The 11,757-nt window shown below is 28.8% G+C and carries 9 protein-coding genes, 1 pseudogene and 1 CRISPR repeat array; of the genes and pseudogenes, 5 read left to right on the top strand and 5 right to left on the bottom strand.

Features of this window, described 5'->3' with window-relative positions; all coding sequences use genetic code 11:
* Nucleotides 1-14 precede the first annotated feature (14 nt).
* Entirely contained in the window at nucleotides 15-470 is a 456-nt protein-coding gene (locus tag L8W68_RS02475) for a Dps family protein (RefSeq protein ID WP_133319614.1), read from the top strand.
* A 337-nt stretch (nucleotides 471-807) separates the two neighbouring features.
* Here L8W68_RS02475 and L8W68_RS02470 read toward each other — a convergent pair whose 3' ends face one another.
* The gene (locus tag L8W68_RS02470; RefSeq protein ID WP_263674878.1) at nucleotides 808-1,971 is read right to left on the bottom strand and encodes a 2,3,4,5-tetrahydropyridine-2,6-carboxylate N-succinyltransferase; all 1,164 of its coding nucleotides are present in this window, start codon (nucleotides 1,969-1,971) and stop codon (nucleotides 808-810) included.
* 10 nt (nucleotides 1,972-1,981) lie between these two features.
* On the bottom strand, nucleotides 1,982-3,085 hold the full coding sequence (locus tag L8W68_RS02465; RefSeq protein WP_263674877.1) for an Mrp/NBP35 family ATP-binding protein: 1,104 nt from the start codon (nucleotides 3,083-3,085) through the stop codon (nucleotides 1,982-1,984).
* Between the two features lie 107 nt (nucleotides 3,086-3,192).
* On the opposite strand from L8W68_RS02465, the gene L8W68_RS02460 reads away from it, so the two are divergent.
* Genes L8W68_RS02460 through L8W68_RS02445 form a run of 4 tightly spaced genes read left to right on the top strand, consistent with a single transcriptional unit; the run spans nucleotide 3,193 to nucleotide 6,818 of the window.
* Nucleotides 3,193-4,308 carry a bifunctional 2-C-methyl-D-erythritol 4-phosphate cytidylyltransferase/2-C-methyl-D-erythritol 2,4-cyclodiphosphate synthase gene (locus tag L8W68_RS02460; RefSeq protein ID WP_263674876.1) on the top strand — a complete coding sequence of 372 codons (1,116 nt, stop codon included), beginning with the start codon at nucleotides 3,193-3,195 and terminating at the stop codon, nucleotides 4,306-4,308.
* Nucleotides 4,305-5,180, top strand: a complete 876-nt coding sequence (locus tag L8W68_RS02455; protein ID WP_263674875.1) for a hypothetical protein — start codon at nucleotides 4,305-4,307, stop codon at nucleotides 5,178-5,180. Before L8W68_RS02460 ends, L8W68_RS02455 begins: the two co-directional genes overlap by 4 nt.
* The gene (locus tag L8W68_RS02450) at nucleotides 5,158-6,324 is read left to right on the top strand and encodes a sulfate adenylyltransferase (protein ID WP_263674874.1); all 1,167 of its coding nucleotides are present in this window, start codon (nucleotides 5,158-5,160) and stop codon (nucleotides 6,322-6,324) included. The genes L8W68_RS02455 and L8W68_RS02450 overlap by 23 nt, the downstream gene beginning before the upstream one ends.
* 2 nt (nucleotides 6,325-6,326) lie before the next feature.
* Nucleotides 6,327-6,818, top strand: a complete 492-nt coding sequence (locus L8W68_RS02445; protein WP_263674873.1) for a phosphatidylglycerophosphatase A — start codon at nucleotides 6,327-6,329, stop codon at nucleotides 6,816-6,818.
* A gap of 77 nt (nucleotides 6,819-6,895) precedes the next feature.
* A CRISPR array of direct repeats spans nucleotides 6,896-7,195; the repeat unit is 36 nt; unit sequence GTTTTAGTCTCTTTTTAAATTTCTTTATGATAAAAT.
* Nucleotides 7,196-7,341: 146 nt separating this feature from the next.
* Here the strand turns inward: L8W68_RS02445 and cas2 are convergent.
* The 3 genes and pseudogenes from cas2 to cas9 form a co-directional block, all read right to left on the bottom strand.
* Nucleotides 7,342-7,749, bottom strand: coding sequence for a CRISPR-associated endonuclease Cas2 (gene cas2 / locus L8W68_RS02440; protein ID WP_263674872.1), 408 nt, complete (start codon nucleotides 7,747-7,749; stop codon nucleotides 7,342-7,344).
* 4 nt (nucleotides 7,750-7,753) lie between these two features.
* Nucleotides 7,754-8,655: pseudogene (cas1, locus tag L8W68_RS02435) on the bottom strand (type II CRISPR-associated endonuclease Cas1).
* The gene (gene cas9 / locus L8W68_RS02430; protein ID WP_263674917.1) at nucleotides 8,642-11,650 is read right to left on the bottom strand and encodes a type II CRISPR RNA-guided endonuclease Cas9; all 3,009 of its coding nucleotides are present in this window, start codon (nucleotides 11,648-11,650) and stop codon (nucleotides 8,642-8,644) included. Before cas9 ends, cas1 begins: the two are co-directional and overlap by 14 nt.
* Nucleotides 11,651-11,757 lie beyond the last annotated feature (107 nt).

Here is an 11,757-nt window from a genome sequence, read left to right as displayed (position 1 = left end):
AAAAAGGAGATAACATGTCAGTAACAAAACAATTATTACAATTACAAGCAGATGCTCATCATTTATGGGTTAAATTTCATAATTATCATTGGAATGTAAAAGGTTTACAGTTTTTTTCAATTCATGAATATACAGAAAAAGCTTATGAAGAAATGGCAGAACTTTTTGATGATTGCGCTGAAAGAGTTTTACAACTTGGAGAAAAAGCTATTACTTGCCAAAAAGTTTTAATGGAAAATGCAAAAAGCCCAAAACTAGAAAATGGTAAAGATTGCTTTACTCCTGTAGAAGTTTTAGAATTTATTAGAGAAGATTATAAATATCTTTTAGCTGAATTTAAAAAATTAAATGAAGAAGCTGAAAAAGCAAGCGATACTACAACTGCAGCATTTGCTCAAGAAAATATCGCAAAATATGAAAAAGTTCTTTGGATGCTTAATTCAACTATCCAAAATACTTGCTCTATGTAAGAATTTATAATGTTTTTTGACTTGCAAAGCTTTATTGCTTTAAGTCAAAAAACAAATTTAACTTCCCAAGAGAAACTACTCTTATAAAATTCCAAGTTCGCTTAAGTACTATTTTATAATTATAGTTTATAGCAACTCAATGTATTTTTAAACAAAAATATATCATTGAAAAATGATCATCACAAAATATTATTTAGATAAGTATTCAGCTCAAGCTTTTATGTAGGATTTTTCACTAAAAAAACTAAATACTAAAAATCATTTTTACAATATCTATAGTTTAATTTAAAATCTACAACATGAGTTTTAAAATTCTTAACCCATAAGGGCTAAGAATTTAATGTAGATCTTCATTAAGTTTTACGGCTTTTTTATTTAAAGCTGCTATCATCACTCCACTTTGAGAATCTTGTCTAAAATGTAAGCCATTTAATCCTGCTAATTCTAAACCTTTGTATATATCTTTGTCAAATTTAAAATCAGGATTGATTTTTTGAAGTTCTTCTTTATTTTTTAAAGCAAATTTAGTCCCTTCTAAAACAGCAATGCCTGCATCAACGATACAATTATCCCCTAAAGGAATTCCTGTAACCGAATTTGCGCCCAAAAGACAAGCTTTACCAATACTAATAGCATTACCACTTGTACCACTTAAAACACCAAGTATAGAAGCACCGCCTCCTACATCGCTACCTTCGCCCACAACAGCTGAAGAACTAATACGCCCTTCTACCATACAAGCTCCAGTTGTACCTGCATTAAAATTCACATAAGCAGCCCCTGGCATGATAGTAGTACCTGCAGCTAAAACCGCCCCCATTCTTACTTTAGAACTTTCTAAAATTCTAGTATTATCCTCAGGAATAACATGAGCTAAAAATCTTGGAAATTTATCTACATAATCAATCCTTGGATACCTTCCACTCATTTTTAAATCAATCTCATTTTCTCTTAAAAAGTCCAAATCAATAGGCTTATTATCACTCCATGCAACATTTGGTAAAATCCCAAAAGCACCTGTTAAATTTAAACTTCTTAAAGGTACTTTTTTATTAGAAAGCAAGTAAAGTTTTAAATACACACTTTCTAAGCTTTTTGGTGCTTCATCATCAAAAATACAAACAAAAGAAAAAGCATTTTCTCTAAAATTTTCCTTTGCTGCTTTGATTGCTTCTATATTTTTATGACCTTGCTCTTGTAAAAATGGCGCAAAGCATTCAAGTGCAAAATCCAAATCTTCTTTAATCAAAGTAGCCACAAACTCACTTTCATTAAAATCAACATCAACCCCTCTTCTAAAAAAAGCTTCAAACATAACAGCTGCAGCGGCATAATTTTGCTCAAAATTAATCACACCAAAATTAGCTTGAAGTTTTTTACTAGGATCAACTTGACTTAGATCAAGTCTTGCTATAGCAAAAGCTTTAGGCTTTTTATAATTAATCCTTTGTTCGATTTGCTTGATTAAATTTAAAAATTCTTCTTTACTTTCTATTGGCATATTTTCCTCCTTATTGCGAACACGCGCTTTTGCCATTCATTATAGGTTGGATAGCTGAATTATCTACTTTACCTTCTTGATTAACCTTTTCTATAAATTCCCAAATTTTTTCAGCAGCTTGTAAATATCTTTTTGAACTTACACTCTCAGGCATATAAAAACTTACAGGCTTACCGCTATCTCCACCTTCTCTTACACTCATTTCAATAGGAATTTGAGCTAAAACTTCACACTTATAAGCTTTTGCCATTTCTTCTGTGGTGCCTTTACCAAAGATATCATATTCTTTACCATTATCAGGACATAAAAAGCCACTCATATTTTCTATAATACCTGCAACAGGAATGTGCAATTTTTCAAACATATCTAGCGCTCTTTTGCTATCATCTAAAGACACTACTTGAGGAGTACTTACACACACACCTGCACTCACTGGCACGCTTTGAGCTAGGGTAATTTGTGCATCACCTGTTCCTGGAGGCATATCAAGCAATAATACATCAAGTTCAGGCCAAAGCACATCAGCTAAAAGTTGTTCAATCGCTTTCATGATCATAGAGCCACGCCACATTAAACCCTTACCTTCTTCTATCAACACACCCATACTCATCATATAAACCCCATGAGATAAAATAGGACGAATTTTTTGACCTACAATTTCAGGTTTGCTTTTACTCTCACCTAGCATTCTTGGTATATTTGGTCCATAAATATCTGCGTCCAAAAGCCCTACCCTTTTACCCATTTTAGCCAAAGAAATCGCTAAATTTAAAGTTGTAGTACTTTTACCTACCCCACCTTTACCACTTGAAATCATAAGGAAATTTTTAATTTGTGGAGCGATATTTTTACCACTTCTTGAATTGCTTTTTTCTTCAGGAATTTTTGGCTGTATGATTTCTAAATTAAGCTCTAAATTTAAATCTTTTAAAACATTTGCAATGTTTAGTCTAAGTTCTTGTGCAATTTGAGCATTAGCTGAAACGATTTCAACTACTATATGAGCTTGATTTTCATTTGCTTCAATTTTTTTTACAAAACCAAAACTAACTATATCTTTTTTAAAGCCTGGATATATAACTTGTTTTAGTCTTTCTTCGATTTTTTCCTTCAATTTTTCTCCTTGTTATTTAAAATGATTAATTCTACTAACAAAAATATAAATTTTGGCTTTTATGGTGTATAATATCGTAACATTAATAAGAAATTAAGGTGTAACAAATGTTAGATATTTCCTTGATTATGCTATCTGCGGGAGAATCATCAAGATTTAATGCTCCGGTAAAAAAGCAGTTTTTACGACTAGGCGAACAACCTTTATGGCTTTATGCTACTAAAAATTTAAGTTCTTTTTATCCTTTTAAACAAATAGTTGTTACTTCTGGTAATATTTCTTATATGAAAAAATTTGCCCCTGAATATAAATTTGTCCAAGGTGGTACAACTAGAGCACAATCTTTACTCAATGCTTTAAGTATGGTTGAGAGTGAATATGTTTTAGTCAGTGATGTTGCAAGGGTTTTGGTTTCTAAAAATCTTTTTAACAATATCATAGAAAATCATGACAAAGCTGATTGTATTACACCTGTTTTAAAAGTAAGTGATACTACAATTTACGCTCAAGAAGCTATCGATAGAGATAAAATCAAACTCATACAAACCCCTCAACTTTCACGCACGAGTATGCTAAAAAAAGCTTTAGAACAAAGCTCAAATTTCACTGATGATAGCACAGCCATACAAGCTATTGGTGGTAAAATTTGGTATGTACAAGGTGATGAGTTGGCTAAAAAAATTACCTTTAAAGAAGATTTAAAAAGCTTAAATTTACCAAAACCATCTTGGGATATTTTTAATGGAAATGGCTTTGATGTGCATGAATTTGAAGAGCAAAGAGCCTTGCTTTTGGGTGGAGTAAAAGTGCATGAAAATATGGGTTTAAAAGCTCATTCTGATGGAGATGTACTAGCTCATGCGCTAATTGATGCGCTTTTGGGTGCAGCAGGGCTTGGAGATATTGGCGAACTTTTCCCAGATAATGATATGCAGTATAAAAACGCCGATTCTATGCTTTTATTGCAAAATACTTATACTTTGGTGCAAAATTATGGTTTTGAGCTTGTAAATGCTGATATTACTATCATAGCCCAAACACCTAAGATGAAAGATTTTAAAGAAGCTATTGCTTTTAATATCGCTAAAACATTAAAAACTACGCCTAATAAAATCAATATCAAAGCTACCACCACAGAACATCTAGGATTTGTAGGAAGAAAAGAAGGCATTGCGGTTTTAGCAAGTGTAAATTTAAAATATTTTGATTGGATGAAATTATGAAAGTTTTAATAGTAGAAAATGAATTTTATTTAGCTCAAAGTATAGGTTCAAAGCTTAATTCTATAGGTTATGATTGTGATATTATCGCAAATGTTAATGAACTTGCTCATCATGATTATGAAATCATTTTGCTTTCTACTAGTATGGCTAATTTTGAACATATTATAGAAATTTTTAAACATAAAATCATTATTTTACTTATATCTTACATAAGCTCAGATACTGTTTTAGCGCCATTAAAAGCTGGCGCGAGTGATTATATACAAAAGCCTTTCATGATAGAAGAATTAATGCGTAAAATAAAGCATTTTCAAGAATTTAAAAAAATAAGTATTTTAAATCATACTTATCAATCTTACTTAAAACATAAATTTGAAACAGCAAAATTACCAAGTTTTGATTATAAAAAATTTAAATTGCCTTTGATTTTAAAAACCAACAATCAAATTTTTGCTGATCATTTTGTGTTTAATTATACTAATGAGCATAATATCGCAAATATTTATATAGATCTTTCACACCAACAAAATTTAGATAAGATTTTTAAGGATAATTCTTTATATTATTTGGTCAATTTTCAAACCTTAAAACCTTTAGAAAAAGAGAAAGTGTTAAATCTTGCTTTAAAAAAAGCTGTTATTATACATACAAGTGCGAATATTGAGCATAGTGAATTTCAAATTTTAGAACTAAATGAAGATGAAAAAAGCTTTGAAAGCAATGGGATTTTAACTATTGATGATTATGTTAAACATATTATCATTAGTTATCAAAATGTCTTTCCTGATACGGATTTATCTAAAAAATTAGGAATTTCAAGAAAGTCTTTATGGGAAAAAAGGAAAAAATATGGCATTACAAAGAAAAAATAGCATTATAATCTCAGAGGAAGAATACGAGGTTTTGTGCTTTATCAAAGAAGGAATTTTTGGTTCTTTTACTAAATTGATGAACCAAAAAGAAAGAGATGAAGTCCTAGCTACTGGAATGATCCATAATCAAAAAATTCCTTACACTCTAACCTTTGCACCCGCTAGCACAAAAGAAAATAATACTATTTTAGAAAACACAAAAGTTGGCGATAAAATAGATTTTATCTGCAATGATAAAATCATAGGACATATCATCTTAGAAAGTAAATTTGAAAATGATAAAAACAGCAATGATATTTTTAGACCCAATGCTTGTTTAATTGACGATTTTGGAAAAACTTGCATTAGTGGGGAATTTGAAATTTATCATAACCATATCAAAGCTATTAAAGAAGATTTTGAAAAAATCAAAAAAAGACTCAATCCTTCCAATATCACTGCCATTGTTTCAAGTTTTGATCCTTTTCACAGAGCACATGAGAGAATTTTAAGATGGGCTATAGAGCAATCTGATCTAGTAATTATTTTCCTTATAGAATCTTATGAAAGTAATGGTTTGAGCTTAAAACTTAAAAAGCGCTGTTTTGATGTTTTTGCTCAAAATTACTTACCATCTTCTAGGGTTTTACTCATACCTTTACATAATATCAAAATTTTTGCCTCGCATTTAAATCCAGTTCTTGAATGTGCTTTGGCTAAAAGTTTTGACTGCAATAAGCTTTTTGTAGGACAAAATCACGCAGGGCTTGGAATGTATTTTAATCAAAACAGAGCCTTTACTGTGCTTGATGATTTTGCAAAAGATTATAATATAGAAGTAACCATACTTCCTGAATTTGTATTTTGCGATGAATGCAAAATGATAGTAAGCACCAAATCATGTCCGCATGGAGCTCATCATCATATGAAATACCATGGCGATTCTTTAAAAAATTTACTCAGACTTGGTATCATTCCACCAGCAGTTTTTATAAGAAGAGAAATTTCGGCTTTGATTTTATCTGAGCTTTTTCCAAATCGCTTTCATAATAAACAAAATATCTATAGCAATCTTTTCCCTACGCATGGTATTTTAGAATATCGAAGCGATAAAGAATTTTACGAGCAACTTATAAAACTTCATCAAATGTCATATATGGTGTAATCATGCAAAAACTATTTTTAACTTTTTTTTATTCAGGTAGTGTTAATAAAGCTCCAGGAACTTTTGGCACGATAGCAGCGCTAATCCCTGCTTTTTTTATTTTAAGGTATTTGGGTATAGGAACTTTGATCTTACTTGCAATTTTGCTTTTCTTGGTTTCTATAAAAATCATCGATCAGTATGAAAAACAAACAGGCATACACGATGATAAGCATATTGTAATAGATGAGGTTGTTGGAGTGTTTTTAGCTTTAGCAATTTGCGGACAAAGTGTTTTTACTTTTTTGCTTTCTTTTGTTTTGTTTAGATTTTTTGATATCACAAAACCTTCTATCATAGGTAAAATCGATAAAAAAACCAAAGGTGGTTTAGGCGTAATGCTAGATGATGTTTTAGCAGGAATTTTCGCAGGATTATTTAGTGCTGTGATTTATGGAATTTTACTTAAATTTGATCTTTTATGGTTTGATATAAGCATTATGGAGATATTTTAGCTTCATAAATTTGTGAAGCTATTTTCTAATTTTCTTTAGAGTAAAATAACAATAATTCTAATTGTATTTGCTATACGGTTTTAGTCTCTTTTTAAATTTCTTTATGATAAAATATTTTCCAATCTTTAGCACAAATTGATGTTGTTTTAGTCTCTTTTTAAATTTCTTTATGATAAAATTGTGGAGTTTTGTATAACTACTGTAATAATGTTTTAGTCTCTTTTTAAATTTCTTTATGATAAAATAATGTTTTTGAAGAAGTAAGCGAGTATTTTGTTTTAGTCTCTTTTTAAATTTCTTTATGATAAAATTTAGGTATTAATGAGCAAGATGTTATGGAAGTTTTAGTCTCTTTTTAAATTTCTTTATGATAAAATAGATCTTTATCAAATAAAGAAAACTAGGTTTTTTTCTATAGAAAAAAACCTAAAATATGTTATAATTCTTGCTAAAGAAATTTAAAAAGAGACTAAAATAAGTGGTTTTTGGTCATCCACGCAGGGTTACAATCCCTTTAAAACCATTAAAATTCAAATAAACTAGGTTGTATAAACTTGGTTTTTTTCCTTTCTTTATTTGTTTTTTCATTGCCATATTTAAATTCTTGAGTTTTTTCATCATATTCAAAAAGGACTAAGTTCTTATCATCATTCATTTTTTCATTAAAAGAAACCCCACCTAAAAGAATTTGCATATTATCAAATTGTTTTTCTGTTATAGTTAAAACTCTTATATTTCCATAAGGTGGTAAAATTTTTTCTATAGATTTTATCGTTGTTTTTGCCGAAGCTGATCCTTTGCAAATTTTCACATACACGCTAAATTGTATCATGAAAAATCCAAGCTTTATCAATGAGTTTCTAAATTTATTTGCGTTTTTTTGATCCTTTTTGCTTTTGGTAGGCACATCAAACATCAATAAAACTCTCATAAATTTATCTTCTATCATATAAATTTACCATTATCAGCTCATCATCTTCTAATAAAGCATTTTTAAAATTTTGCACGTAAAAATTTATAGCTCTATTTAAAGGATAAGATTTATTTTCAAAAATCACTTCTTCTTGCAAAATACCAATTAATTTTTGTTTTGTTTCCTTGTCTAAAAATTCACTATCTTTTGTATCTTTTAGCTTAAATACACACAAATCAATCAATGGTCTAAAACTTCTATCAAATCATCGCAAAGATTAAAATCATTGTAAATATTATCATGTTTTATACCTTGCCATGACAAAAGCCCACTTATACAAACAGCCCTAACAATAAGCGACCTTATAATAGCATAGCCATAGTTTAATCCTGAATTTATAAAACATATATCATTTCTTGCAAAATCTTTACCAAATAAAGTTTTAAAATATAAAGCAGCTGCAGTTGATTCTAAGTTTTTAGAGTCGTTTAAATTTACATTCTTAGCCATATTTAAAAGTTCTTTGGATTCTTTGGAATGATTGGTAATTTTTAAAATATAAGCTTGATTTGAAATTTTGTTTTTAATAATCTTTTGCCATAAAATTGCTTTTCTTTGCAAACTTACCGCAATTTGTTTTTTAGCTACTTTTGCACTTATAAAATGTCCTAAAAATGGAGAAAAAATTCCATTAATATTGTGAGATTCATCACAAGTTAAAAGTATAATTTTATATTTAGCTAAAGCACTAAGCAAGCTTGAGGTAATACTTGCTTGTAAAGATTCTAATATAATAAAATTAATATCTTTTAGAAAAATTTTAGCCTCTTTATCATCTTGTTTTATTACAAGATGATTTAATTCAAGACTTAGCTTTGCTTGATTTGCGATCAATACGCTTTTAAAAGCTTCATCGTAAGCCATATTTTTTACTTGTCTTCAAAGATATATTTTCTCTTGGTTGAAAATCTGCTTTTATTTTATCCCCAATAGGGGTTATAATGTATTTTTCAAATACTTTTAAATTTTGAATCCCTAAACCTTTTGTTTTTACTTTTCCTTCCTCTGCCTTAGAAAATAATAATTTTTGATTGTCTGTTAAATTTTCAAATTTATTATCATGTTTTTCAACACAAATACTAGAAGAACCAATATCAAAACTATTAAAATATGCAAATTCAGGCTCTTGCATATTTTTTTTCTGCAATAAAATCAAATCATTTTTATATAAAGAAAAACAAAATTCATAACTTTCATCTATTGTTTGCCATTGTTTTGGATTGTTATTTTTATCTTTACCAGTGATCACTATTTTATTTGGCAAAATTCCTAAGGCAAAATCCATAGCATAAATAGGTATAGCATAAAATTTGTTTTGCTTTTTAAAGATATCAACCCTTACCATAGTATCATTTTTAACATATTTTGTGCCTATTTTCCTTATTATTCCGCAATTTAATGCTGTATTTAAACCTTCTTTGGAGTTATAATCTTTAATCATTTCATCTTCAGAATAAAAAGTTTCTTTGTGCAAAGCACCTCTTGCTCTTTTTCTAGGTGGTTTTGAAACAAATATTTCATCGATTTTACTTAAAATTTTTTCTCTAAAGCCTTTAAAAGGTTCAAAAAATTTAACTTGATGTTTATAATTATCACTTGTAAGCTCTTTAGCATAAAATCTTGCTTTTAAAAGCTCTTGATTTTTCTTAAAATCTGAAAAAGCTTTTATGATTGAGCTTGTACTATAAGCAACTATAATCGCATCAAGTGCGTGGTGAAGATGATTATTTCTATCTTTTTTATCAAAACCCCAAGTATGTCTTAAAACTGATGTAAGCATACCGCTGATGGTTTGAACATGAATTTTGCTTCCTTTTTTCCCACTTTTTAAATTTGTATTTTCATTTTTACTTAAAGGTAAAAAATTTAAATACTCTTTTGTATATTTAGCTATTAAAGTTGTGATATATCTTGTGTCGTTTAAATTTCTACTGATGAAATCTTGCTGTTGTTTGTCTTTGAAATTTTCATCTAAAATTTTATTTTTCTTTTTATAAGGAAGATTTTGAGCTAGTGTTTGAATTTTACTCCACTTTTCTATGTTTTTTCCAAAAACTTCAAAAGGTGTTTTGTTAAGTTTTTCTTGATTTTCTTTGGTAAAAACTAAAACTTTATTCGTATATGAATCATCAAAACTTCTTGAATAAGGATATATATGATCAACTTCTAAGGCTTTTTCGTCTTTTAAATGTTCTATGGATATTTTATTGCCGCTATAAATACAAATTTCTTTTTGTTCTTTCCATAGTTTTAATTTTAAAATATTTTTAGCACTTGCCTTAAGCCCTATGTTTTCACACTCCTTTAAAGCCCAAGCATTAACCGCTTGATTTTCTTCTTGTTCTTTTTTTATTTTTTCTCTTGCTGTCTTGCTAAGCCCTACATCTCTTGCCAATTCTAAATGAATTTTATGTACTTTGCCATATTTTTTAAGCAAAGCATTCAAGACCTTTCTATACTCACTTATAGCTCTATTTACAACAGGATTACTAAGCTCGTGCGCAAATATACTATCACAGAAAGCTGGAAGGAAATCTTCTTTTTCGTCAACTGTTTTTGGTTTTAAATTTGTAATTTCACATGCTTCATCATATCTTTTTCCCTCTCTCATCAAAGGAAGGATCATGCCAAGTGCTTTGAAACTAAGATTGATGTAATCATTAAATTCAATTTCAAGTAAATTATTGATTTGCTCATTGCTTAAATTGTATTTTTCTAAAACAGTTTTAAGTTTAACATTATCTTTTATTAAGGTAATATGCGTAGATATTTGATCCAACTCTTGTCTACTAAGAGAATGCACTCCTAAAGCTTTTTTAAATTCTACTAACTTTCTAAAGTCAATTAATTTTGCATTTTCAGCGTTTTCTTTATCGTATTTAAGACTTTTAAAACTAATACTTTCATGCAAATTGATACAAGATCTAAATTTTTTATATGTAATACTTCCTTTATCCAAAATGAGATTTAAAACTTCATTTATTGTTTGAGTTGGTACAATCTCTCCGCTTATTTTTTCCAAGCCTTTTATTTCGTTGATAATCTTAGTTAAAGCCACAAACTCCCAAGCGCTATATGAATTTTTGCAAGCTCGCTTTTCTTCCTCAAAAAAAGTACAAGCTCCCACTAAATGTGAAAAATCTTTTAAAGGTCTTTGAAAAAATGCGACTTTAAGAATTTCATTTATAAAATCTTCACTATAGTTATAGCCAAATTCTTTTTGTTTTTCTAAGATAAACTTTAGTTCTTTTTCTAAGTCACTTGATAAAACACAATTATTATAATTATCTTTGGTATTGCGGATCTTGATGAAATTTTTAGTATTTTCTTTATATTTTTGGAAAAATTCTTTATAAAAATATTCTCCAACACTTTGATAGTTTTCTAATTTTAAAGCGTTATTTTTTAAAGCACTTAAAATTTTTCCTTTTTTGGCGTCGTTTGATTTTTTTTCGTTTTTGTTCATGTAGCCACGATGTTTTGCTATATGCAAAATCACTCTTGCTAGATCTTTTGTTTCTAACTTTTGAATCAATGCTTTATATCTTAGCTCATAAATGCTTGTTAACTTCCCTTCATAAGCCTTAGGCAGCTCTCCATCAGCTGCTACATAATCTTTGTAGTTTAATTTTAATTCTTTTGCAAGAATACGCTTGATAGCAACCAATCTTGCTTTTCTTCTTTTTAAACGTCTTCTAGAACTTCTTGCATTGCGTCTAGGCAAGGCTAAAGATTCTTTATTTGATGGATTTTCAGCCTCGGTAAAAATTCTTACTCCACAATCTTTTAGTTCATCGTTTTCTACGAAAGCCCAACCTATAGAATTAATTCCTATATCAAAACCTAATATCCTCATAATATTACTCTTTGTTGATTTAACTGTTATAGTTAAAATTATATAAAATTTTTATATATCTTATATTAAATTTATATAATAAAATTTCTAAAACAGATTTTAAAAAGCCA

It is taken from the genome of Campylobacter sp. FU_497, assembly GCF_025772425.1.
Classification (GTDB): domain Bacteria; phylum Campylobacterota; class Campylobacteria; order Campylobacterales; family Campylobacteraceae; genus Campylobacter_D; species Campylobacter_D lari_C.
Note: the sequence above shows the minus strand (reverse complement) of the source record. Positions and strands in the feature narration are given on the sequence as shown.

Coding starts and splice junctions, on each gene's coding strand:
- L8W68_RS02475 (WP_133319614.1), top strand. CDS start 15: ATGTCAGTAACAAAACAATTATTACAATTACAAGCAGATGCTCATCAT.
- L8W68_RS02470 (WP_263674878.1), bottom strand. CDS start 1,971: ATGCCAATAGAAAGTAAAGAAGAATTTTTAAATTTAATCAAGCAAATC.
- L8W68_RS02460 (WP_263674876.1), top strand. CDS start 3,193: ATGTTAGATATTTCCTTGATTATGCTATCTGCGGGAGAATCATCAAGA.
- L8W68_RS02455 (WP_263674875.1), top strand. CDS start 4,305: ATGAAAGTTTTAATAGTAGAAAATGAATTTTATTTAGCTCAAAGTATA.
- L8W68_RS02450 (WP_263674874.1), top strand. CDS start 5,158: ATGGCATTACAAAGAAAAAATAGCATTATAATCTCAGAGGAAGAATAC.
- L8W68_RS02445 (WP_263674873.1), top strand. CDS start 6,327: ATGCAAAAACTATTTTTAACTTTTTTTTATTCAGGTAGTGTTAATAAA.
- cas2 (WP_263674872.1), bottom strand. CDS start 7,749: ATGAGAGTTTTATTGATGTTTGATGTGCCTACCAAAAGCAAAAAGGAT.